The organism is Streptomyces sp. NPDC001717 (genome assembly GCF_042892775.1).
Lineage (GTDB): Bacteria > Actinomycetota > Actinomycetes > Streptomycetales > Streptomycetaceae > Streptomyces.
On the sequence record NZ_JBIAUK010000006.1, the window covers coordinates 238,324 to 260,954 of the forward strand.

At 72.1% G+C, this 22,631-nt stretch carries 22 protein-coding genes; 9 read left to right on the forward strand and 13 right to left on the reverse strand.

Translation table 11 applies throughout. The annotated features are described in order from the left end of the window. Positions 1–253: 253 nt before the first annotated feature. Complete coding sequence (locus ACFYZL_RS14125; RefSeq protein ID WP_388678934.1) at positions 254–859, reverse strand: DUF2017 domain-containing protein; 606 nt, start codon at positions 857–859, stop codon at positions 254–256. Beyond that, positions 859–1,173 carry an ATP-dependent Clp protease adapter ClpS gene (clpS, locus tag ACFYZL_RS14130; protein WP_376658539.1) on the reverse strand — a complete coding sequence of 105 codons (315 nt, stop codon included), beginning with the start codon at positions 1,171–1,173 and terminating at the stop codon, positions 859–861. Before clpS ends, ACFYZL_RS14125 begins: the two co-directional genes overlap by 1 nt. A gap of 80 nt (positions 1,174–1,253) precedes the next feature. Between clpS and ACFYZL_RS14135 the strand changes: the two genes are divergently transcribed. Together ACFYZL_RS14135 and ACFYZL_RS14140 are read left to right on the forward strand one after the other, a co-directional pair. Beyond that, the gene (locus ACFYZL_RS14135) at positions 1,254–2,582 is read left to right on the forward strand and encodes a nicotinate phosphoribosyltransferase (protein WP_388678937.1); all 1,329 of its coding nucleotides are present in this window, start codon (positions 1,254–1,256) and stop codon (positions 2,580–2,582) included. A gap of 319 nt (positions 2,583–2,901) precedes the next feature. Next, a complete protein-coding gene (locus ACFYZL_RS14140) occupies positions 2,902–3,504 on the forward strand; it encodes an isochorismatase family protein (RefSeq protein ID WP_384758274.1) in 603 nt (200 codons plus the stop codon). On the opposite strand, the gene ACFYZL_RS14145 is transcribed toward ACFYZL_RS14140, so the two are convergent. Both ACFYZL_RS14145 and ACFYZL_RS14150 read right to left on the reverse strand, forming a co-directional pair. Beyond that, positions 3,501–3,845, reverse strand: a complete 345-nt coding sequence (locus tag ACFYZL_RS14145; protein WP_384758271.1) for a hypothetical protein — start codon at positions 3,843–3,845, stop codon at positions 3,501–3,503. The genes ACFYZL_RS14140 and ACFYZL_RS14145 overlap by 4 nt on opposite strands. A gap of 70 nt (positions 3,846–3,915) precedes the next feature. Beyond that, the gene (locus ACFYZL_RS14150; RefSeq protein WP_384733753.1) at positions 3,916–6,270 is read right to left on the reverse strand and encodes an immune inhibitor A domain-containing protein; all 2,355 of its coding nucleotides are present in this window, start codon (positions 6,268–6,270) and stop codon (positions 3,916–3,918) included. A gap of 494 nt (positions 6,271–6,764) precedes the next feature. Between ACFYZL_RS14150 and ACFYZL_RS14155 the strand changes: the two genes are divergently transcribed. After that, positions 6,765–7,022 carry a hypothetical protein gene (locus ACFYZL_RS14155; protein ID WP_384758268.1) on the forward strand — a complete coding sequence of 86 codons (258 nt, stop codon included), beginning with the start codon at positions 6,765–6,767 and terminating at the stop codon, positions 7,020–7,022. Between the two features lie 110 nt (positions 7,023–7,132). On the opposite strand, the gene ACFYZL_RS14160 is transcribed toward ACFYZL_RS14155, so the two are convergent. Both ACFYZL_RS14160 and ACFYZL_RS14165 read right to left on the reverse strand, forming a co-directional pair. Then, on the reverse strand, positions 7,133–7,864 hold the full coding sequence (locus ACFYZL_RS14160) for an RDD family protein (RefSeq protein WP_384758265.1): 732 nt from the start codon (positions 7,862–7,864) through the stop codon (positions 7,133–7,135). A gap of 101 nt (positions 7,865–7,965) precedes the next feature. Beyond that, on the reverse strand, positions 7,966–9,810 hold the full coding sequence (locus ACFYZL_RS14165; RefSeq protein ID WP_388678943.1) for an RDD family protein: 1,845 nt from the start codon (positions 9,808–9,810) through the stop codon (positions 7,966–7,968). A gap of 276 nt (positions 9,811–10,086) precedes the next feature. Here ACFYZL_RS14165 and ACFYZL_RS14170 point away from each other — a divergent pair, with 276 nt between their 5' ends. Next, on the forward strand, positions 10,087–10,569 hold the full coding sequence (locus tag ACFYZL_RS14170; protein WP_384758885.1) for an SsgA family sporulation/cell division regulator: 483 nt from the start codon (positions 10,087–10,089) through the stop codon (positions 10,567–10,569). A gap of 12 nt (positions 10,570–10,581) precedes the next feature. Here the strand turns inward: ACFYZL_RS14170 and ACFYZL_RS14175 are convergent, their stop codons facing one another. Then, entirely contained in the window at positions 10,582–11,973 is a 1,392-nt protein-coding gene (locus ACFYZL_RS14175; RefSeq protein WP_384758888.1) for an FAD-binding oxidoreductase, read from the reverse strand. Between the two features lie 96 nt (positions 11,974–12,069). Between ACFYZL_RS14175 and ACFYZL_RS14180 the strand changes: the two genes are divergently transcribed. Continuing rightward, entirely contained in the window at positions 12,070–13,590 is a 1,521-nt protein-coding gene (locus ACFYZL_RS14180; RefSeq protein ID WP_384758892.1) for a tetratricopeptide repeat protein, read from the forward strand. Positions 13,591–13,956: 366 nt separating this feature from the next. On the opposite strand, the gene hppD is transcribed toward ACFYZL_RS14180, so the two are convergent. Continuing rightward, a complete protein-coding gene (hppD, locus tag ACFYZL_RS14185) occupies positions 13,957–15,102 on the reverse strand; it encodes a 4-hydroxyphenylpyruvate dioxygenase (RefSeq protein WP_384758707.1) in 1,146 nt (381 codons plus the stop codon). 124 nt (positions 15,103–15,226) lie between these two features. Between hppD and ACFYZL_RS14190 the strand changes: the two genes are divergently transcribed. The 4 genes from ACFYZL_RS14190 (at position 15,227) to ACFYZL_RS14205 (ending at position 17,973) form a co-directional block, all read left to right on the forward strand. Continuing rightward, entirely contained in the window at positions 15,227–15,703 is a 477-nt protein-coding gene (locus ACFYZL_RS14190) for an Lrp/AsnC family transcriptional regulator (protein ID WP_384758709.1), read from the forward strand. Positions 15,704–15,788: 85 nt separating this feature from the next. Beyond that, positions 15,789–16,421 carry an ArsR/SmtB family transcription factor gene (locus tag ACFYZL_RS14195; RefSeq protein WP_388678950.1) on the forward strand — a complete coding sequence of 211 codons (633 nt, stop codon included), beginning with the start codon at positions 15,789–15,791 and terminating at the stop codon, positions 16,419–16,421. 53 nt (positions 16,422–16,474) lie between these two features. Next, positions 16,475–16,678 (forward strand): hypothetical protein, encoded by a 204-nt coding sequence (locus ACFYZL_RS14200; RefSeq protein WP_384758714.1) that lies wholly within the window; start codon positions 16,475–16,477, stop codon positions 16,676–16,678. Next, the gene (locus tag ACFYZL_RS14205) at positions 16,675–17,973 is read left to right on the forward strand and encodes an MFS transporter (RefSeq protein WP_388678954.1); all 1,299 of its coding nucleotides are present in this window, start codon (positions 16,675–16,677) and stop codon (positions 17,971–17,973) included. The genes ACFYZL_RS14200 and ACFYZL_RS14205 overlap by 4 nt, the downstream gene beginning before the upstream one ends. On the opposite strand, the gene ACFYZL_RS14210 is transcribed toward ACFYZL_RS14205, so the two are convergent. The 5 genes from ACFYZL_RS14210 to ACFYZL_RS14230 form a co-directional block, all read right to left on the reverse strand. After that, a complete protein-coding gene (locus ACFYZL_RS14210) occupies positions 17,900–18,685 on the reverse strand; it encodes a PDZ domain-containing protein (RefSeq protein WP_384758720.1) in 786 nt (261 codons plus the stop codon). The genes ACFYZL_RS14205 and ACFYZL_RS14210 overlap by 74 nt on opposite strands. Positions 18,686–18,907: 222 nt before the next feature. Next, on the reverse strand, positions 18,908–19,549 hold the full coding sequence (locus ACFYZL_RS14215) for an IclR family transcriptional regulator (RefSeq protein WP_376658555.1): 642 nt from the start codon (positions 19,547–19,549) through the stop codon (positions 18,908–18,910). Positions 19,550–20,008: 459 nt separating this feature from the next. Then, complete coding sequence (locus tag ACFYZL_RS14220; RefSeq protein WP_384756433.1) at positions 20,009–21,793, reverse strand: DEAD/DEAH box helicase; 1,785 nt, start codon at positions 21,791–21,793, stop codon at positions 20,009–20,011. A 229-nt stretch (positions 21,794–22,022) separates the two neighbouring features. Beyond that, positions 22,023–22,391, reverse strand: coding sequence for a type II toxin-antitoxin system death-on-curing family toxin (locus tag ACFYZL_RS14225; RefSeq protein WP_384756436.1), 369 nt, complete (start codon positions 22,389–22,391; stop codon positions 22,023–22,025). Between the two features lie 5 nt (positions 22,392–22,396). Next, positions 22,397–22,594 (reverse strand): Arc family DNA-binding protein, encoded by a 198-nt coding sequence (locus ACFYZL_RS14230; RefSeq protein WP_384756438.1) that lies wholly within the window; start codon positions 22,592–22,594, stop codon positions 22,397–22,399. Positions 22,595–22,631 lie beyond the last annotated feature (37 nt).

A 22,631-nucleotide genomic window follows, 5' to 3' on the forward strand; every position in this document is an offset into this window, starting at 1 on the left:
GGGCCGCGGAACAGGGGTGGTGTCCCGGCGGTCGTGAAGATTTATCACGCCATTACGGGCGGCCGAGGGGGTGGAATGTGATGCAGGACACCGGAAATCCGGGACAAGGGGGCAGAAATGCATCAGATCACCGCAGCGCGGTGATCTGATCGTTATCCGGATTTGAGCGTCCGCTGAGCGAACGGGTCGAGGTTTTGAGCCTCTCCTGAGAGTCCCGGGAGGACCCGTGGGCGCTCCCGGGGCGCCGCCCCCGTCAGAGGGTCTCGATGAGGGTCTCCTGGAGGCCGCCCAGCCAGAGGTACGCCATCACCATCGGCTTGCGCGGATCGTCGTCCGGCAGCCGGAAGAGCGCCGCGCTCTCGTCGTCCTCCGTGATGTCGAGGCGGGACGCGATGGTCAGGCGCAGGTCGTTGAGGGCGCCGAGCCAGCGCAGCGGCAGCTCGCCGGTCAGTTCCAGCACCGCCGCCCCGTCACCGGCCGGGGTGAGACCGTCCAGGCTGCGCACCACGGAGAGGGCGTCGTCGCGCTTGCGGCTGCGCAGATCGTTCTCGGTGAACCGGCGGAACTCGGCCGACCGGGCCTTCAGCTCGGCCGCGTCGACGCCCTCGTCGCCGCTCCCGTCCGGGGAGCCGTAGGCGTCGGGGAAGAGCCGGGCCAGCGCGGGGTCGGACGGGGGCTCGGAGGGGCCCTCTGCGAAGAGGGCGGCCAGCGGGTCGGCGTCCTCGGCCGGCTCGGGCTCGCCCGGTCCGATGAGCTCCAGCAGCTGGACGGCCAGGGAGCGCAGGATGGAGATCTCGATCTCGTCCAGTGCGATGGCGGCTCCGCCGCCCTTGAGTGCCTCGAAGGTTCCGCCGCCCATCAGACGCGGTCCTGCGAAAGGGTCGCCCACAGGCCGTAGCCGTGCATGGCCTGCACGTCGCGCTCCATTTCCTCGCGGGTGCCGCTGGACACGACCGCCCGCCCCTTGTGATGGACGTCGAGCATCAGCTTGTGCGCGACGTCCTTCGAATAGCCGAAGTACGCCTGGAACACGTACGCCACGTAGCTCATGAGGTTGACCGGGTCGTTGTGCACCAGGGTCACCCAGGGGACGTCGGGTTCCGGGACCGCGAAGGTCTCTTCGGCCGACTCGGTGCGTTCGATCTCAATGGGAGCAACACTCACTCGTCCCATGCTGCCACCGTAACGGGGTCGTCGCACAAACGGGTCCTACATCTCGTCACTTTGACGAAATGTGCGCTAGCATCCGGGGCATGAACCCTGCGGACCTGGGCCTGCCGGTGGACGTCCCGTCGACAGCGCTCTTCACGGACCATTACGAGCTGACGATGCTGCAGGCCGCCCTGGCGAACGGCACCGCCGACCGCCGCTCGGTCTTCGAGGTATTCACCCGGCGGCTGCCCGAGGGACGGCGCTACGGCGTCGTCGCAGGCACCGGCCGGGTGCTCGACGCGGTGGAGAACTTCCGCTTCGACGGCGCGGTGCTGGAATTCCTGCGCGAGCGGGCCGTCGTCGACATGCGGACGCTGGACTGGCTGGCCTCGTACCGCTTCTCGGGCGACATCTGGGGCTATCCGGAGGGGGAGGTCTACTTCCCCGGTTCGCCGATCCTGCGGGTCGAGGGCAGCTTCGCCGAGTGCGTGCTGCTGGAGACGGTGATCCTGTCGATCCTCAACCACGACTCGGCGATCGCGGCGGCCGCCTCCCGGATGTCCTCGGCGGCGGGTGACCGGCCGCTGATCGAGATGGGCGCGCGGCGCACGCACGAGCTGGCCGCTGTCGCCGCCTCGCGGGCCGCGTACGTGGGCGGCTTCGCCTCCACCTCGGACCTGGCGGCCGGCTTCCGGTACGGGATCCCGACCCTGGGCACGAGCGCGCACGCCTTCACGCTGGTGCACGACAGCGAGCGGGACGCCTTCACGGCGCAGGTCGCCTCGCTGGGCCGCGGGACCACCCTGCTGGTGGACACCTACGACGTGGCCGAGGCGGTCCGTACGGCCGTCGACGTGGCCGGTACGGAGCTGGGCGCGGTCCGCATCGACTCGGGCGACCTGCTGCTGGTGGCGCACCGGGTGCGGCAGCAGCTGGACGAGCTGGGGGCGACCTCGACGAGGATCGTGGTCACCTCGGACCTGGACGAGTACGCCATCGCCTCGCTGGCGGCCGCGCCGGTGGACGCGTACGGGGTGGGCACGCAGCTGGTGACGGGCAGCGGGCACCCGACGTGCTCGATGGTCTACAAGCTGGTCGCGCGGGCCGCCTCGGCGGACCCGAAGGCGGCGCTGGCGCCGGTGGCGAAGAGGTCCACGGGCGGCAAGACGTCCATCGGGGGCCGCAAGTGGGCGGCGCGGCGTCGTGACGCGGAGGGTGTCGCCGAGGCGGAGGTCGTGGGGACCGGGCCGGTCCCGTCGGCCCTGGCCGACCACCAGCTGCTGACCCAGCTGGTCAAGTCCGGCGAGGTCGTGGCCCGCGAGCCGCTGGAGGCCGCGCGGGACCGGCACCGGGCCGCTCGCGCCGGTCTCCCCCTGTCCGCCACGCAGCTCTCCCGCGGCGAGGCCGTGCTCCCCACGGAGTACGTGTAGCCCCTGCGGGCCGCCTCCCGGGGCTCCGCCCCGGACCCCCCGCGCCTCAAAACGCCGGCGAGGCTGGTGTATCGGCCTGCACGGGCCCGGAAGTGCGCGGAGCGCAACGCTGGGCCCGGACGCCTGGTTGCCGCGCAGCGGCACATCCGGCCCCGCCGGCGATTGAGGCACGGGGGTAGGGGGGCGGAGCCCCCACGGGGTTCGGGGCGGAGCCCCGGCGGGGTCTGGGGCCGAGCCCCAGTTTCGGGAAGGGGCGGGGTGGGGGAAGAGCCCCCGCAGGGCCCCGCCGCACAGACACACCGAGCCGAAGGGCAACGCAATGCACCGCGCACTGATCGTCGTCGACGTACAGAACGACTTCTGCGAAGGCGGCAGCCTCGCGGTGGCCGGCGGCGCCGACGTGGCCGCCGCCGTCACCGAGTACATCGGCCAGGCCACCCCCGCCTACCGGCACGTCGTCGCCACCCGCGACCACCACGTCGACCCCGGGTCGCACTTCGCGCACCCCCCGGCGCAGCCGGACTACGAGACCTCCTGGCCCGTGCACTGCGTCGCCGGGACCGAGGGCGTCGGCTTCCACCCGAACTTCGCCCCCGCCGTGGCGTCGGGCGCCGTGGCCGCCGTGTTCGACAAGGGTGCGTACGAGGCCGCGTACAGCGGGTTCGAGGGTGCCGACGAGAACGGGGACACGCTCGCCGAGTGGCTGCGCGCCCGCCAGGTCACCGAGGTGGACGTGGTCGGCATCGCCACCGACCACTGCGTGAAGGCCACCGCCGTAGACGCCGCCCGCGCCGGCTTCGCCACCCGCGTGCTGCTGGACCTGACGGCCGCCGTCGCCCCCCACACCACGGAGCGGGCGCTGGAGGAGCTCCGGGCGGCCGGGGTGGACCTCGTGGGCGGGGAGCGGCTCACGACCTCCTAGGTGCCCAGCAGGGCCCGGATGGGGTGCCAGAGCTCCTGGGCCCGGTCGGGGGCCCCGCGCCACAGGAGGCCGTCCGGGTGGTGCAGGACGGCCGTGACCTCGTCCGGGGTCGGCGGGTGCGCGTTGCCCCTCAGGTACACGGCCCGCATGCCGAGGTTCCGCAGCCTGGTCAGGGCGCGGGCCCGGTTCGCGGCGTGCACGAGCACACGGACGTCTCCGCCCTCTCCGGACGGCCTCGGCAGTGTGAGCGCGACCACGACGCTGCCGCCTGGCAATCTGACGAAACCTCCACCGGGCACGGCTGTCATCTCCCCCGTCAATAAGAAACTCGTACCGCGCATCTAAACGCGATCGGCCGCCGCCCGCTAGAGGGCGACGGCCGATCATGCTTTGACCTGCGGCTTTACCGAATCACTTCGCGGCGGGGCCGACCTCGACCGTCATGACCTGACCGTCGTAGGTCTCCTTGACGATCTTGATCTTGGTGTTGGTGTCAGTGGTCTTCACCGAGCCGGTCGGGTTCTCCTCGTACCAGTACTTGCCCTTGTGGTCGTCGAAGACCAGCTGCGCGGGCTTCGGCTTGAGGAAGAGCTCCTCGCCGTTCTTGTGCAGCGTGATCGCGTCCGTCGAGTAGGCGCTGAAGGCCGCGTCGTACGGCTGGATCTTGTTGCGCAGCAGGGTGCCGTCGGCCCACTTCATGGGCTTGGCGTTGGCGTCGATCGGGAGGATCAGACCGGAGCCCGGGTGCTGGCTGGTGTTGTTGTCCTTCTGGGAGGTGTCCCAGAGCCAGATCAGCAGGCCGTCCTGGTAGGCGTAGTGCTCGACCCAGTTCGGCTTGGTGTTGGCGAAGCCGAAGTTGTACGGGCCCACCTTGAGGGTGGAGTCGTACGAGACGTAACGGCGGTTCTCCGCCAGGTAGTACTGGTCGTACTCCTTGGTGAAGCCGTTGCCGATGCGGGAGAAGCCCTTGCCGGTCCAGCCGTTGTCGCCGTTCTCGGCGCCGTCGGTGAACAGCGCGGCGCCGTCCGCGGTGAGGGTCATGGCGTCGGCGGTGAAGCCCTTGCCGCCCGCGCCGCCGTCCGTCTGGTAGCGGAAGCGCAGGTCGACCTTCTTGCCCGCGTAGGCGTCGAGCGGGAAGTTGAGGTTCTTCCAGGCGCCCGAGACACCGGTCAGCGACGGGCTGCCGGAGGCGTCGGCCGGGATGGCCGTGCCGTCGGCGGTACCCGCGAGGGCGGTCCAGGTGGCGCCGCCGTCCGTGGACACCTCGGTGTAGAGGAAGTCGTAGTCGGCCTCGATGTCCCACCAGCCCTTGAGGGACAGGGCGGCGGACTTCTTGCCCGTCAGGTCGACCGAGCGGGTGAGGGTGTTCTTGAGGTCGTCCCCCATGTTGCTCCACCACTGGGTGGCGCCCTCGGCGGGAGCGGTGACCTCGGTCTTGACCTGCTTCTTCGGCAGCTCGACGACCAGGGCCTGCTTGTCCTTGGTGTTGAACTCCGAAACGCCCAGCTTGTGGGTGGACTTCGTCGCGGCCTTGGCCTTGTCGTAGTTCAGCCAGCCCAGCTGGAGCTTGTCCCAGGCGGTCATGTCGCCCGGCATGTCGCCTATGGAGTCCTTGCCGGTGCCGAGCCAGGAGCCGGCCGACATCAGGGACCAGAAGCCGACCGAGTTCTCGCCGCCACCGGAGGTGTCGTAGAGGTCGGGCAGGCCGAGGTCGTGGCCGTACTCGTGCGCGAAGACGCCGAGGCCGCCGTTCTCCGGCTGCATCGTGTAGTCGCCGACCCAGATGCCCGTGTTGCCGATCTGGGTGCCACCGGCCTTGTTGTTGGCCGGGCCGGTCTTGCCCGCGTCGGTGCCGTAGGCGTACCAGCGGTGCGCCCACAGCGCGTCCTTGCCCTGGACACCGCCGCCGGCCGACTCGTCCTCGCCCGCGTGGACGATCTGGAAGTGGTCGATGTAGCCGTCGGGCTCGTTGAAGTTGCCGTCGCCGTCGTAGTCGTTGCGGTCCCACTGGTCGTACTGCGCCAGCTGGGCCTTGATCTGCTCGTCGGTCTTGCCGGCCTTCTTCTGGGCCTCGACCCACGCGGTGACGCCGTCGCGGACGGTGTCCCACACGTTGCCGCAGTTGCTCTGGCCGCAGTAGTTCGAGCCGTAACGGGCCTCGTTGTACGGGACCTTGACCCAGTCGGCGACCTCGCCGTCGACCGAGTAGCGACCCGAGGAGGTCTTCTCGTAGTAGGTCTTCAGCGAGTCCTTGCCCGAACCGGACGCGAAGTACAGGTCCTGGAAGTACTGGCGGCTGAAGTCCTTGCGCCAGGCCGTGCTGTTGTTGCTGGCACGGTCGGGCTGGGCGATCGTGTTGTGCAGCGGACCGGGGGTGCCGCCGTACTTCGGGACGGCCGGCTTGGGGCCGGGGCCGTCCGGGTCGAACATGGTGGTGTTGTCGACCTGGTCGCCGAACTCGACGAGGATCGTGAAGATCTTGTCGGTCTTCTCGCGGCCGAGCTCGACGTACTTCTTGTCGTCGAGCTTGACGACCTTGGAGGCGCCGCGCTGCTCGACGTTCTTCTTGCCCGTGAGGACCTGGTCCAGGGCGGCCTTGCGCTGCGCGGCACGCTGCTCGCTGAACGGGCCCTTGAGGTCGTGCTCGACGACCTTCGACGGGGCCGTCGGGTCCTGGCGCTCGGCGGCCGAGACGTTCGGGGCGTGCTCGACGGCCTGAGCCGCGGTGACGGCGAAGAAGGTGGCGCTCGTCGCACAAGCAGCCATGGTGACGCCGATGGCCACGACGCGCAGGGCGCGCTTCCGGGCGGAGTTGCTGGTCACTTGATGTGTTCCCCTCCCGCGGCCGCATGGACGGTCGGAACGTCTCCATCGGAGCAGGGGGGTTCCGCGCGGCGCGCGTCTCAAGTGACGACATTTGACCGGACGGGCGGGAGAAAAGACAGACCTTGACTTGTTCCTTACAACTGCACTATGCGGTCAGCGAGTTCCGCTATCCGGACGTTCCGCTCCCATCCGGGGCGAAGGTCGCTTCCCGGCCGGGCATTTGGTGTCTTCCGGGCCCGACCGGCCCCGCGAACGGGGGATGCGGTGGGGATGTGGTGAGAAAAATGACCCCCGTGCGCCCCCCGTGCTCCGGCACCGTGGGTTAGGTCACGCTTACCGGGCGTTCCACTCGGGCATCTCCCGTCGTAGAGTCACTTGACGCGCGACCTTAGTTGAGCCGACTCCCCCTCCCCTCCCTGAGGACGGATATCGCCATGCCGCGTCCGACTGCCGCACAGCTCGCCTACGGGTCCGCCACCGTCATCGTGTCGACGATCGCCATGCTGCTGCTCTCGCAGACGAGCACGGGGCTCGGAGTCGCGGTCATCTCCGCGGCCGCCCTCGCCCTCGGTCTGCTCGTCGCCGTCACCGTGCCCTCGCCCGGTCGGCGCGGGCGCCACGCGGCCGGTACGGGCGCCGCCCCGGCCGGCGTCGTCGCCGAGAGCGTCGCCGAACAGCCCGTGCACCACTGACCCGTACGACGCGGAACGGGCGGCCTCCCCGGAGGGACGACCGCCCGCAGCGTGGTGCGCGCCTGTGCCTGTGTGCCGCTGTGCCGGAGCCGGCGCCTGCCGCCCGGCGGCTAGGTGGTGACCTGGACCACCACGGTCTTGCCGACCTTGTCGTGCAGGCCCTGCCGGTACGGCTTGTCGACGAGGATCGAGACGATCAGCGCGAGCGGCCACAGGCAGAAGCAGCAGATCAGCGTCGGCAGCCAGAGCACCGCGGCGCGCGACAGGGCCGGGCCGTTCTGCGGGACGCTGCCGTCGTTGAGCATCGCGACGCGCAGGCCCAGCGCCTTCTTGCCGACGGTCTGGCCGTTCTTCTTGGTGAACCACCAGTCGTAGCCGACGTAGGCGACGATCGAGATCAGGGTCATCAACAGGCCGCTGCCGCTGTAGGACTTGGTGACGATCTCCGTGACGTCCTCGCCCTTGTTCGTCTCGACGGTGTAGCGGTTGCGGTCGCCGATGGCCAGCTGGATGAGGAACAGCGGTACGGCGACGATGATCACGTCGATGACGCGCGCGCCGAGCCGCTTCCCGAAGTCGGCGAGCGGGGGCATGCCGGCGAGCGGGTCGGGCATGCCGTAGCCGCCGCTCCCGCCGTACGGGCCACCGCCGTACGGGGGCGGTGGGGGCGGGTATCCCCCGCCCGCGCCGGGGCCTCCGGTGGGCGGGGGCGGATAGCCGCCGCCTCCGGGGGGCGGCGAGTCGTACGGCGAACCACCCGACGGAGGCGTCGGTTCCTGGGGCTTCTTGAGGAACGGGTCGTCCTCTGGCGGCTCGCCCGGCGGCGGCTGGTCGGTGCTCATGGCCCGAGTCGAACCCGGCTCCGCCACCCCCGCAACGGGACCGCGTCCGTTCGGGGGACGGGCCGTGCGGGGGACGGGCGATGGGGTCCGCTCCCTCCGGTTCAGCGGGACACGTAGGTCTTGGCCGCCTTGTCGTGCCAGGCCTGGCGGCGCGGGCGGTTCGCGAGGCAGGCGAGGCTGCCGGGGAGGCCGAGGAAGGCGTACACGAGCCAGCGGCGCAGGGCCGCGCCGAAGCGGGGCGGGCGCAGGGTGGCGGTGGCCAGCACCCTGACCCCGAGGAGCCGCTTGCCCGCGGTGCGGCCCCAGCGGGCGGTGGGCAGCACCTCGTAGAGGATCCCGAAGAGGAGGACGGCCCCGAGGACCAGGGCGAGTTGGCCGGTGATGGTGGCGTCGAGGAGCCAGACGGTGGTGGGGCGGCCGCTCGCGCGGGCGGCGTCCACCTTCGCCTGGAGGTGGGCGGTGGCCCCGGGGATCAGGGGCCGGGCGGCGGCGTACGCGGCGGCGGCGTACACGAGGGAGTCCAGCACGCGGGCGGTGAACCGCCGGCCGAGTCCGGCGGGGCGGACGGCGTGCTCGGCCATCCGCTCGAAGACGGCCCTGCCCGTGTCCGCCCGCGGCGCAGCCTCTGCCGCGCGGGGCGGCGCGGAGTCGCCGGCGGGACGCGGAAGCACCGGGCGGGTGCCCTCGGGGCGCGGTGGCCAGGCCTCGTCCGCGCGGGGCCGAGCCTGGCGGGACGGGGCGGGTTCCGCGGGGTGCCCGGCCCCCTCGCGGGGCGGCCACGGCTCGGGGTGGGCCGTTGTCTCGCGGGACGGGTCGGTTTCCGTGGGCCGTGGCCGCGCCGGGCGGGTGCCCTCGGGGCGCGGCGACCAGGCCTCGTCCTCACGGAGCGGGGCGGGTTCCGCGGGGCGTCTCGTCGCCTCGCGGGGCGGGGAGTCCGCGGGCTGCGGGAGCACCGGGCGGGTGCCGGCCGCACGGGGTGGCCACGGCTCGTCCGCGCGGGGCGGTCCGGGCTCGCGGCGGGGTTCCGCCTCGGGCCAGGACGACGTCATGCCGGACATGGAGGCCCCGGCGGCTTCGGGCCACGCGTGGGCCGGGGCGGCCGGGGCCGGAGGGGTTCCGTCGGGGCCGGGCGGGCGTCGGGGCGCCTCCTCGGGCGCCGAGCGGTTCCAGGGGTCGGAGGGGAGGGCGTGGTCGTGTTCGGCGCCCTGCGGGGACGCCCCGGCGTCCTCCCGTCCCCGGCGGGGCGGGACGTCGGCGCCCGCGGGGCCCCAGGAGTCGAATCCCTTGTCCCGCGGCTCCGGGCCGCCCCGGCTCGGCGGTACCTCGGCGTCCAGGGGCCCCCCGAAGTCGAACGGCGAGCCCTGCGCCTGCCCGCCCCGGCGGGGCGCCGGCTCCGAGCCCGCCGGGGGCGCGGGGACGAATCCCGTGCCCCGCGGCTCCGGGCCGCCCCGGCGGAGCGGGGCTTCCGCGTCCGCCGGACGCCCGGGATCGAATCCCGGGGGCTGCGGGGACGACCCCGTACCTTCCCGGCCGCGGCGGGACGCCGGCTCCGTGTCCACCCGGCCCCCGAGGCCGGGGGCCGCGCCCTCCCCGGCGCGGTGGGACGGGAGTTGGGGGGCCGGGGGGTGCGGGGACGAGTCGGTGGTCCCCCGGTGGGGTTCGGCCGGGGGGCGGGCCAGGGAGACGCCCGGCCGGGGTTCCTGGGCCCCCCAGGAGACGCGGCGGTCGCGCGGGCCGCCGAAGCCCGCCTGGTGGAGCGGATCGGCCTGCCACACCGCCGGTTCGTCGAGGAACACCGGCCCCGTCTCCTCGGAGCGCGCGGCCGGGACCGCCGCGGCCGGGACCGCCGCCGCGGGGCGACTCGTACCCGGCACCCAGGACAGGCCGTTCCAGTAGCGGACGTACCCGGGGATGGACGGATCCGGGTAGTAGCCCTCGGGGGCCACGTGCTCTCCGTCACCAGGGGAGGCCGTCAATGTCCCCAACTCCGATCGTGGCTTGAGGCTTGCGCAAGGGAGGACCATAGCCAAGAACCCCTGTGCGGTAGGGGTGGTAACGGGAGAATCCAAACCTTCGGGCGAATGTTTCGTACGGCGACTTTCGGTCAGCCGACAGAATTCGGCCAATCTCGCGAAGTCGCGTCATAGCCCGGCACATCGGCGCTCTCTCCGGATGTGGGGCCAGATCCCGGTCTCACCGCGACACCCCGAAGCGAGGCCGTCATGCACCACCACCCCGTCATCGAGCGCGAGCTGGAACTCAAGCTGGTCCTGTCCCCCGAGCGCAGCGTCCCCGTCCCCGCACGGCTGCTCTACCTCACGGACGACCCGTACGCCGTGCACATCACCTTCCACACCGGCTCCAACACCCCCGTGAACTGGACCTTCGCCCGTGAGCTGCTGGTCGAGGGGGTGTTCCGGCCGTGCGGGCAGGGAGACGTACGGATCTGGCCCACCAAGGTCGACGAGAAGGCCGTGCTCTGCATGGCGCTCAGCTCGCCCGACGGCGACGCCCTCCTGGAGGCCCCGGCCGCGTCCGTGTCGGCGTGGCTGGAGCGCACCCTGCGCGTCGTCCCGCCGGGTACCGAGGCGGAGCGGCTGGGCCTGGACGACGCCCTGGCCGAGCTGCTCGCCCCGACCCCGGCCGACGAGCTGTGGCTGCGCGATCCGTGGCCCTCGGACGAGTCGGGCGACGGGGACGCGTGAGGCGTGGTGCGGTCAGAAGAGCTTGCCGGGGTTGAGCAGGCCCTGCGGGTCGAAGGCGGCCTTGACCGCCTGCTGCATCTCCAGCCCCACCGGCCCCAGTTCACGGGCCAGCCATTCCTTCTTCAGCACTCCCACGCCGTGCTCGCCGGTGATGGTGCCGCCGAGCGAGAGACCGAGGGCCATGATCTCCCCGAAGGACTCGCGGGCCCGCCGCGTCTCGTCCTCGTCGGCGGGGTCGAAGCAGACGATCGGGTGGGTGTTGCCGTCGCCCGCGTGCGCGCAGACCCCGATGAGCAGGTCGTGCGCGCGGGCGATGGCGGCCGTCCCGTCGAGCATCTCGCCGAGCCGCGAGCGCGGCACGCACACGTCGTCGATCATCGTCGCGGGCTTCAGGGCCTCCAGTCCCGGAAAGGCCATCCGGCGGGCCTGGAGCAGCAGTTCGGACTCCGCCTCGTCCTCGGCGGGCACGACGGCGGTGGCCCCGGCGGCCGTGCACAACTCCCCCACCGCGGCGAGGTCCTCGGGGGCGTGCGGGGTGTCGAAGGCGGCCAGCAGCAGCGCTTCGGTGGCCTCGGGCAGGCCCATCTTCCCGAGCGCGTTGACGGCGCGGACGGTCGTACGGTCCATCAGCTCCAGCAGCGAGGGGGTCAGGCCGGCCTCCATGACGGCGCAGACGGCTTCGCAGGCGGCGGCGACGGAGGGGAACTCGGCGGCCAGCACGAGCTGCCGGGGCGGGGCGGGGCGCAGCGCGAGGACGGCCCGGACGACGATGCCGAGGCTGCCCTCGGAGCCCACGAAGAGCCGGGTGAGGTCGTAGCCGGCGACTCCCTTGGCGGTGCTCCGGCCGGTGCGCAGCAGCCGCCCGTCGGCCAGGACCACGTCGAGGCCGATCACGTACTCGGCGGTGACCCCGTACTTGACGCAGCACAGGCCCCCGGCGGCGGTGCCGATGTTGCCGCCGATGGTGCACTGCTCCCAGCTGGAGGGGTCGGGAGGGTAGTACAGGCCCTGTGCGGCGACGGCGCGGGAGAGGACGGCGTTGACGACGCCGGGTTCGACGACGGCGGTGCGGTCGACGGTGTTGATCTCCAGGATGCGGTCCATCTTGACGAGCGAGAGCACGATGCATCCGTCGGAGGCGTTGGCTCCGCCCGACAGGCCCGTACGGGCGCCCTGCGGGACGACGGGGATCCGTAGCGCGGTGGCCGTGCGCATCACGTGCCGGACCTGTTCCACGGTCCTGGGCAGGACGACGACGGCGGGGGTGCCGGCGGCGCAGAAGCTCGCCATGTCGGTGGCGTAGGAGGCGGTCACCCCCGGGTCGGTGATCACCGCCTCGGCGGGGAGTCCCTCCAGCAGGCTCGCGCGCAGACGGGCCGATCCGTTGTCCACATCGTCATCCATGTGACCAGAGTGGCAGTCGGGGCCATCGGTGTGAACACGGCCGCGACGCCCTTCGGACACCGCGGCGAACTCTTCATATTGACGCACAGTGACTCCATGGAGCGTATGGACATCGTCGAGGAAGCCCAGCAGCCTGCGCCGCCCGTGACCTTCACCGGTCGCAAGACGCTCGTGCCGGCCGCGGTCGCGGTGGTCCTGATCGCCGGGGCCCTGCTGATCAGGCCGACCAAGGCCGCTGACGACGCCCGCCCGCCGGGGCCGAGCGAACGGGCCGCGTCGGCGGTCGGCATGGGCGCGCCCGTGGCCGCGGTGGACCTGACGGCTCTGGTCGCGGACCGGGAGAAGTGGCTGGAGAAGCACGCGGACGACGAGGCTTCGTGGGCCGTGCTCGGCGCCGCCTACCTGGAGCAGGCGCGGCGCACGGCCGATTCGGGCTGGTACCCGAAGGCGGAGAAGTCGCTGAAGCGGTCGCTGGAGCTCCGCCCGGCCGAGAAGGGCAACTTCGAGGCGATGACGGGCATGGGCACCCTCGCCAACGCCCGCCGGGACTTCGGGACGGCGAAGAAGTGGGGCGAGCTCGTACGGGCGCAGGCGCCGAAACAGTGGTCGGCGTACCCGGTGCTGGTGGACGCGTACTCGGGGCTCGGCGACTACAAGGGCGCGCAGAAGGCGATGGAGCGGCTGCAGGAACTGCGGCCGGGTCTGGTGGCGTTCGTACGGGCCTCGCAGGTGTACCGGGACCGCGGCTGGCGCGAGGACGCGGCGCTGGCGATGGAGCAGGCGGCCGGTGACGCGAAGAGCCCGGCGGAGAAGGCGTACGCGCTGTTCCGGCTCGGGGAACTGTTCTGGGAGCGGGGCGAGACCCAGCAGGCGCTTGACCACTACGAGGGCGCCCTGCGGGCCGACCCGGCGCAGGCCCAGGCGCTCGCCGGCCGGGCCCGGGCGCTGGGCGCGCTGGGGCGGGGCGGCGAGGCGGTCCGCGACTACCGGCTGGCGCTGGGGCGGGCCCCGGTGCCGCAAGTGGCGCGGGAGCTGGGCGAACTGCTGGAGTCGCTGGGGCGCGGGGACGAGGCGCGGGCGGCGTACGACATGCTGGGCGGGCTGGCGGCCCGGGACGGCACGAACGGGGTCGACGACGACGTGGTGCTGGGCCTGTACGAGGCGGACCACGGCGATCCGTCGGCGGCGGTGCGGCGGCTCTCGGAGGAGTGGTCGCGGCACAAGAGCGTGCAGGTGGCGGACGCGCTGGGGTGGGCCCTGCACAAGGCGGGCGAGGACGCGGCGGCGCTGGAGTACGCGACGAAGGCGACGGAGACGGGGCTGCGGAACGCGGAGTTCTCGTACCACCGGGCGATGATCGAACGCGGCCTCGGCGACGAGGCCGCGACCCGCCGCCACTTGCAGGAGGCCCTGCGCACGAACCCGGGCTTCTCGCCGCTGCGGGCCCCGCTGGCGAAGGAGGCCCTGGCGGCGATCGCCGCGCCGCCGCCGGGCGGTCCGGAGAACATCCTGCCGACGAAGCCGTGGGTGGCCCCGGAACTCCCGAAGCCGAAGCCGGTGGCGAAGCCGGCGTCCAAGCCCGCGCCGAAGCCGAAGCCGTCCCCCACCGCCCCCTGACGGGGCCGCGACCCTCCCCTCGCGGGGTCGCGACCCCAAGGGGTGTCACACGGCGGCAGAACCGCTGCGCGGGGCTTGTTCGCCTCCGGCGGCGCCTCAAACGCCGGCGGGGCTGGATCTCGCTGCTGCCGTCCGCCAGGCGCGGCGAACCCAGCCCCGCCGGCGTTTGAGGCGAATCCAGCCCCGTCGGCGTTTGAGGCGCGGGGGTCCGGGGGCGGAGCCTCCGGCAGCGGCGCCGGGCACGATCAGCCTCGCCGGCGTGGCGCGGGGTCCGGAGCGGAGCCCCGGGAGTGGTGCGGCACGCGCAGGGGCGGGCCCCCCGGCGGCCGATCGGCGGCGGCAGCCAGGGGGCCCGGTCGGCGCAACCTACAGGTTGCCCCGCTTCGCCTGCTCCCGCTCGATCGCCTCGAACAGGGCCTTGAAGTTGCCCTTGCCGAAGCCCATCGACCCGTGCCGCTCGATCATCTCGAAGAAGACCGTCGGCCGGTCCTGGACCGGCTTGGTGAAGATCTGCAGCAGGTAGCCGTCCTCGTCGCGGTCGACGAGGATCTTCAGCTCGCGCAGGATCTCCACGGGAACCCGCGTCTCGCCCGCCCACTCGCCGAGCGTGTCGTAGTACGAGTCCGGCGTGTCCAGGAACTGCACGCCCGCCGCCCGCATCGACCGCACGGTCGCCACGATGTCGTTGGTGGCCAGGGCGATGTGCTGGACGCCCGCGCCGCCGTAGAACTCCAGGTACTCGTCGATCTGCGACTTCTTCTTCGCGATCGCCGGCTCGTTGATCGGGAACTTCACCTTCAGGGTGCCGTCCGCGACCACCTTCGACATCAGCGCCGAGTACTCGGTCGCGATGTCGTCGCCCACGAACTCCTTCATGTTCGTGAAGCCCATGACCTTGTTGTAGAACGCGACCCACTCGTTCATGCGGCCGAGTTCGACGTTGCCCACGCAGTGGTCGATGGCCTGGAAGGTGCGCTTGGCCGGGGGCTCGACCATCGGGTCGACGGCGACGAAGCCGGGCAGGTAGACGCCGGTGTAGCCGTCGCGCTGCACGAGGGTGTGGCGGGTCTGGCCGTAGGTGGCGATGGCGGCCATCGTCACGGTGCCGTGCTCGTCCTTGACCTCGTACGGCTCGTCCAGGCCGCGCGCGCCGTGCTCGACGGCGTACGCGTACGCCGCGCGCACGTCCGGGACCTCGATGGCGAGGTCGATCACGCCGTCGCCGTGGGCCGCGACGTGCTCTTCGAGGAAGCGGCCGTGGTCCGTCGTCGCCTTGATGACCGACGTCAGGACGAAGCGCGCGCCGCCGTTGGTCAGGACGTAGCTGGCCGTCTCGCGCACGCCGTTCTCCGGTCCGGAGTACGCCACGAGCTTCATGCCGAAGGCGGTCGAGTAGAAGTGCGCGGCCTGCTTGGCGTTGCCGACGGCGAAGACGACCGCGTCCATGCCCTTCACCGGGAAGGGGTCTGCCTCACGCGCGGTGTGGGGGGTGGTGTCCAGGGTCTCAGTCATGAGCGCAGAGTCCCGCCGATCCACAAGCTGCGCAATAGTTTCCATTTCTGCTGTACAGATTGACCAGCTCAGGAGCAGACTGACTGAAAGATCTGTGCACTATGACCACCTGCGGAGGCCACCCATGGGCATCGACGATCTCGACGGCCGTCTCATCGTCCTGCTCGCCCGCGAGCCGCGGATCGGGGTGCTGGAGGCCTCGCGCCGGCTGGGGGTGGCCCGCGGGACGGTGCAGGCCCGGCTCGACCGGCTCCAGTCGAACGGGGTCATCCGCGGCTTCGGCCCGCAGGTCGATCCGGCGGCGCTGGGGTATCCGGTGACGGCCTTCGCCACCCTGGAGATCAAGCAGGGCCAGGGTTCCGACGTACGGGCCCATCTGGCCGGGGTGCCCGAGGTACTGGAGCTGCACACGACCACGGGGCAGGGGGACATGCTGTGCCGGCTCGTGGCCCGGTCCAACGCCGATCTGCAACGGGTGATCGACCGGGTCGTCGGCTTCGAGGGGATCGTCCGGGCTTCGACGGCGATCGTGATGGAGAACCCGGTGCCGCTGCGGATCATCCCGCTGGTCGAGCAGGCGGCGGAGGACGACGACCGCTGATCCGCACCTCCGGAAGGAGGAGTTCCAAAGAAGACGTTGCAAAGAAACCCTTGCATAGGAGTCTTTGCAACTCTACTGTCATGCCATGCCCGAGAAGCCCGAGCCGAACCTGCCCGACCTGCCCGCCGAGCCGGACCAGCCGGACCAGTCCCCCCAGCCCAACGTCCGTACGCTCGACGCCCGCTCCCTGCGCGGCCTCGCCCACCCCCTGCGCATGCGCATGCTCGCCGCCTTGCGCCAGGACGGACCGGCCACCGCTTCCCAACTGGCCGAGCGGCTCGGCGAATCCAGCGGAGCCACCAGCTACCACCTGCGCCAGCTCGCCGCGCACGGGTTCGTCGAGGACGCACCCGAGCACGGCAAGGGCCGCGAGCGCTGGTGGCGGGCGGCGCACGACGGCACCCGGTTCGACGAGTCGCTCATGTACGACGGCGACCCGGAAACCCGCGGCGCCGCGGACACCTTCCTGCACGAGATCGCGACGATCCACACGCAGGAGCTGAGCACCTGGCTCGGGGACGCCACCAACTGGTCCAAGGAATGGCAGCGTTCCTCGGAGGTCAGCGACTACACCCTGCGCCTGACGCCGGAGCAGGCCCTCGAGCTGATCCACCGGATGCACGACCTGGTCAACAGCTACCGGGACCTGCCCCCCGTCGAGGGCATGGAGACGGTCCGCGTCCACTCGCACGCGTTCCCCCGCCGCAGCGGCAAGTAGCCGCACCCCCCGGCCACACCGCCACACCCACCGTTCCCAGAAGGAGTACTGCCGTGCACGCCTTCACCCACACCGCCGACCACGCCGCCCGCACCGCCGAACTCGCCGCCGAAGCCGCCGCCTGGCACCTCGCCGCCGGGGTGCACACCGCCCCCGCCCTGCGCGACCGGCTCGGCGAGGCGCTGATCGCCGCCGGGATCCGGCTGCTGCGGCCGGCCCACATCCACAACCGCCTCCGACACGCGCACGCGGCATGAGCAGGCGGCCGTTCACAGCGGTCCTGGCCGCCAACACGATCTCCATAGCCGGAAGTTCGCTCACCCTGATCGGCGTCCCGTGGTTCGTGCTCCAGACCACGGGCAGCGCCGGCCGGGCCGGTGTCGTCGCCTTCTGCGCGACCCTGCCCATCATCGTGGCGGCCCTGGTCGGCGGACCGGTCATCGACCGGCTCGGCCGCCGCCGGGTCTCCGTCGCCTCCGACGTGATCTGCGGGCTGGCGGTCGGCGCGATCCCGCTCCTGCACCACGCGGGCGTGCTGGAGTTCTGGATGCTGTGCGCGCTGATGGCCCTCGGCGGCCTCGTGCACACCCCCGGTCTCACCGCCCGCAGCGTCCTCCTGCCCAACCTCGCCGAGCACGCCGGCACCACCGTCGCCCGGGCGGCGAGCCTGTACGACGCCGTCTCGCGCGGGGCTCGGATGATCGGGGCCGCGCTGGCCGGCGTACTGATCGCGGCCTTCGGCGCCGAGACCGTACTGCTGCTGGACGCGGTGACCTTCGGGGCGTCGGCGCTGCTGGTCTTCGCCCTCCTGCGCGGGGTGCCCGCCGCCGAGCCCCAACGCGGCGGCGAGAAGGTGTCGTTCGCGGTCTACCGGGCCGAACTCGTCGAGGGGTGGACCTTCCTGACGCGTTCCCGGCTGCTGCTGGGCATCACCCTGATGGTGATGACGACCAACGGCCTGGACCAGGGCTGGTCCTCCGTGCTGCTGCCCGTGCACGCGCGCGACGCCCTCGGCGGGGCCACCTCCATGGGCCTGCTGGTCGCCCTCTTCGGCGGCTGCGCCCTGCTGGGCGCCCTGCTGTACGGGGTGTGGGGCGAACGCTTCCCCCGCAGGATCGTCTTCGCGGCCGCCTTCCTCGCCTCCGGGGGCACCCGCTACGCGGTGGCCGCGGTCACCGACACCACGCTCCCGCTCGCGGTGACGATGGCCCTGGCCGGGCTGGGCGCGGGCATGCTCAACCCGATCCTGTCCACGGTCATGTACGAGCAGGTGCCGGAACGGCTGCGCAGCCGCGTCTCCGGGGTGACCACCGCGGGCTGCGAGCTGGCCATGCCGGTGGGCGGACTCGCCGCCGGTCTGCTGGTCGACGGTTTCGGGGTGGCGCACGCGCTGCTGGTGTTCGGCGGTGTCTACCTGCTGACGACGCTGGCCCCGCTGGTCTTCCCGGCGTGGCGCGCGATGGAGCGCGGGGACGCGCTCAGCAGGACGGAACGGAGTCCTCTCCCCGGTTCAACGCGCGAAGAGAGTTCACCGCATCCGTCAGCGAGGTGACGGGGACCAGCCGAAGCCCCTCGGGGAGTTCGGAGAGCGCGTCCGAGCACTCGGCCTTCGGTACGAGGAACACGGTCGCCCCGTCGCGCCGCGCGGCCTGGGTCTTCAGCGCCACGCCTCCGACGGCTCCGACCTTCCCGTCCGGGGTGATGGTGCCCGTACCGGCGATGGTGCGCCCGCCGGTGAGGTCGCCACCGCTGCCGTCGCCGTCGAGCTTGTCGACGATGCCGAGGGAGAAGAGGAGACCGGCGCTGGGGCCGCCGACGTCGGCGAGGTTGAGGTCGACCTTCACGTCCTGGGGGTTCTTGTGGAGGTAGCCGAGGGCGGCGTCGGAAGCGGCCGACTGCGACTTGGCCATTTCCTCCAGATTGTGCTCTTCGATCTCCTTGTCGCTTCCGCCCGAGGAGTAGACGACCTCCCTGGGCATGACCGCCCGGGTGGGGTCGAACCAGTCGCCGACGAGATCGGGCAGGTTCACCGTGGTGGAGGGCCCGGTGGCCTGGATGGTCGTCATCCGCAGCTGCCCCTTGGTGTCCCGGGTGGGAGCGCCGGAGACGGAGATGACGGACTTGCCGTCCCGCTCGCCCAGCACGTCGGCCGTGAGCCCGGGCTGGGCGATCACGAACGGCAGGGGCGCGAGGGCCGCGACGGCGAACAGGCCGACCACGGGCACGGCACAGACGGCCAGTGCGGCGGGACGCGACAGACGCATGAGACGAGAGAGCACCCGCCCAATCTATCGGCCGGCCCCGCCGGCCCGGCCAGGGGCACATCCCGCCGGGGGAAATCCGGCGCCGCCGGAGGCGAACCCGTGCCTCCGGGGAAATCCGGCCCCGCCGGCGTTTGAGGCGCGGGGGTCCGGGGGCAGCGCCCCCGGCAACGGCGTCGCACCCGGCAGCGGACGGGCCGCACGCGAACCTGCCGGGCCCGCGGCCTAGCGAAGGGCGTCGGCGACTTCCCGCGCCGCGTCGACCACCCGCGGCCCGACCCGCTCCGGCACCGCGTCGGCGAGCATGACGACGCCCACGCTGCCCTCCAGCCCGGTGATGCCCACCAGCGGCGCGGCGGCGCCACTGGCGCCCGCTTCGAGCTCCCCGTGGGTCAGCGTGTACCCCGGTTCGATCAGGGAGCCCTGACGGGCGGCCAGGATGGCCCGACCCGCGGCCCCGCGGTCCAGCGGGTGGCGGAAGCCGGCCCGGTAGGCCACGTGGTAGTCCGTCCAGGTCGGCTCCACGACGGCCACGGCGAGCGCCTCGGACCCGTCGACGAGGGTCAGGTGCGCGGTGGCCCCGATGTCCTCGGCGAGGGAGCGCAGCGCGGGCAGCGCGGCTTCGCGCACCAACGGGTGCACCTGCCGCCCCAGCCGCAGCACCCCGAGCCCGACACGGGCCCGGCCGCCGAGGTCACGGCGGACCAGGGCGTGCTGTTCGAGCGTGGCGAGGAGTCGGTAGACCACGGTGCGGTTGACACCGAGGCGGTTGGAGAGCTCGGTGACAGTCAGACCGTGGTCGGTGTCGGCGAGCAGTTTGAGGACTCTGAGCCCTCTGTCGAGAGTCTGGGAGGTTTCCGCGGTCACGACGCCTCTCCCTCTTTCGGTGAGCGGCGGTGACTCTCGGGTGACGCACGTCGCCGGTCCCGCGGCGACGCACGGAGAGGCCGCCGGTAGCGGCCATTGCACCGGCTGCGCTCCCGCGGCGGCGCTGCCACGGTGCGTTGATGCGGGGACATTAGCGAGCAGGTCCGCTCAGCGGAAGGCCTCGTCCAGAATCCGGGCGCCTACAACCCGTTTATGCCGGTTCCTGAAGGCCCGCCGGACCGTTTCGCCGCTCGCTCGCCGAACCTCTCCTGTAGGACCGCACAGGCGGCCCGGGGGCTCGCAGCGGCCGCCGTCCGTGCGATGCTCCGCACCGAAAGCCATCACGCTCCGTGACGTCCGGCGCGTGCTCGGCGCGCCCGACGCACCCGCTGCGGCAGCGGCCGCGGCAGCCTCATCCGAGGCCGCGGCCCGCTCACCCCACCCGGCCCGCGGCGGCGCTCACCGCATCCGGGTGGCCCACTCCTGCACCTTCTTGATCCGCTCCCTGATCTGCCCCGCCGTCGCCTCCGCGCTCGGCGGCCCGCCGCAGACCCGGCGCAGCTCGGTGTGGATCACGCCGTGCGGCTTGCCGCTCTGGTGGACGTACGCGCCGACCATCGTGTTCAGCGATTTGCGCAGCTCCAGCAGCTCCTTGTGCGAGACCACCGGCCGCCGGTCGGCGGGCAGCTCCAGCAGGTCCGCCTCGGTGTCCGGCTTGCGGCGGCTGTGCGCGATCTGCCGCGACTGCCGCTTCTGGAGCAACATCTGGACCTGGTCCGGCTCCAGCAGCCCGGGGATGCCGAGGTAGTCCTGCTCCTCCTCGCTGCCCGGGTGCGCCTGCATGCCGAATTCGGCGCCGTCGTACAGCACCCGGTCGAAGACCGCGTCGGACTCCAGCGCCTCGAAGGACATCTGCTCGTCCTCGCCGGTGTCCTCGTCCTCCTGCTTGTTCGCCTCGTCCATCTCCTTCTCGGACTCGGCGTACGGATCCTCCTCGCCCTGCTTCTTGGGCTTGTCGAGGACGTGGTCGCGCTCGACTTCCATCTCATTGGCGAAACCGAGGAGATAAGGAATGGTCGGAAGGAACACGGATGCGGTCTCGCCGCGCCTGCGCGATCGCACGAAGCGGCCGACCGCCTGCGCGAAGAACAGCGGGGTCGAGATCGTCGTCGCGTACACGCCCACCGCGAGGCGCGGTACGTCGACGCCCTCGGACACCATGCGGACCGCGACCATCCAGCGGTCGGTGTTCCCGCTGAAGGTGTCGATGTTCTTCGAGGCTCCGGTGTCGTCGGAGAGGACGAGGGTCGCCTTCGTGCCGGTGATCTCGCGGATCAGCTTGGCGTAGGCGCGCGCCGAGTCCTGGTCGGAGGCGATGACGAGGCCGCCCGCGTCCGGGATGCCCTTCCTGACCTCCGTCAGGCGCTGGTCGGCGGCGCGCAGCACGTTCGGCATCCAGTCGCCGCGCGGGTCGAGGGCCGTGCGCCAGGCCTGGGAGATGGCGTCCTTGGTCATCGGCTCGCCGAGCCGGGCGGCGATCTCGTCTCCGGCCTTGGTGCGCCAGCGCATGTTGCCGCTGTAGGACAGGAAGATCACGGGCCGGACGACGCCGTCGCCGAGCGCGTTGCCGTAGCCGTAGGTGTAGTCGGCGGAAGACCGCCGGATCCCGTCGTTGCCCTCTTCGTAGGTCACGAACGGAATGGGGTTGGTGTCGGAGCGGAAGGGCGTACCGGTCAGCGCGAGCCGCCGGGTCGCCGGGTCGAAGGCCTCCAGGCAGGCCTCGCCCCAGGACTTCGAGTCGCCTGCGTGGTGGATCTCGTCGAGGATCACGAGGGTCTTGCGCTGCTCGCACCGGTTGCGGTGCAGCATCGGCCGCACGCCGACACCGGCGTAGGTGACGGCGACGCCGTGGTAGTCCTTGCTGAGCGGTCCCGCCGAGTACTCGGGGTCCAGCCGGATGCCTATCCGGGCCGCCGCCTCCGCCCACTGCTTCTTCAGGTGCTCGGTCGGCGCGACCACGGTGACCTGCTGCACGACGTGGTGGTGCAGCAGCCACGAGGCGAGGGTCAGCGCGAAGGTGGTCTTGCCTGCGCCGGGGGTCGCGACCGCGAGGAAGTCACGCGGCTGCGTCTCGATGTACCGGGTCAGGGCACCCTCCTGCCAGGCACGCAGCTTGCTGGCGGTACCCCACGGCGCACGGCCGGGGAAGGCGGGTGAGAGGTGGTGGGAGGCGGTAGTAGTCACGGTCCCCGGTTCGTCGCTCTCGGCATTTCAACAGTCGTACGTAGGACAACCGGGCCACCCTACCGGGCCGGGACCGCCCCTCGCGGAGGGACAGGCCCGTGACCTCGGCGGGTGCGGTGAGGGTCACACCGGCGTCTCAACGGGCGGCCGGGCACGGCCGCCCGGCCGCGGCCCGCAGGCCCCGCTGCTCGGCGGTGCCCCACCGGGGCACGGCGACGCCCGGCACGACTCAGCGGGCGAACCGCGGCAGCTGCGCCGCGATCTTGGGGACGTCGAGCGCGCCTTGGCAGACGTCCAGGACGAACCGCTCCGCCTCGTCGACGTCGAACGCGGGATCGAGCGGATGGCCGTTCACGTGCAGGAAGACCCAGGTCGCGTACCAGGCGATGCGCTTGTTCCCGTCCACGAGCCCGTGGTTCCGGGCGAGCGACTCCATCAGCGCCGCCGCCTTCTGCCAGACGTCCGGGTAGGCGTCCTGACCGAACACGCTCGCCTGCGGGCGGGCGAGGGCCGAGTCGAGCAGACCGTAGTCCCGCACCTCGTCCGCCCCGAGACGCTCCGCGAGATTCAGCAGCTCGGGGAGCGTGACGTAGCGCATCGGCATCAGGCGAGCCGCCGGTTGAGCTCGGCACTCGCCTTCAGGACGTGTTCCGCCGCCTCGTCGAACAGCCGGGAGTGCTCGTTCACGGCCGCCATGACGGCGTCGTGCGCGAAGGACTGCATACTGCGCCCCTCCGCCTCGGCGCGCTCGCGCAGGGCGTCCAGCTCTTCTTCGGTGAATCTGACGTTGAGACCGGCCATGACATCAACGGTACCGCGCGGTACCACTCGGTGCCAC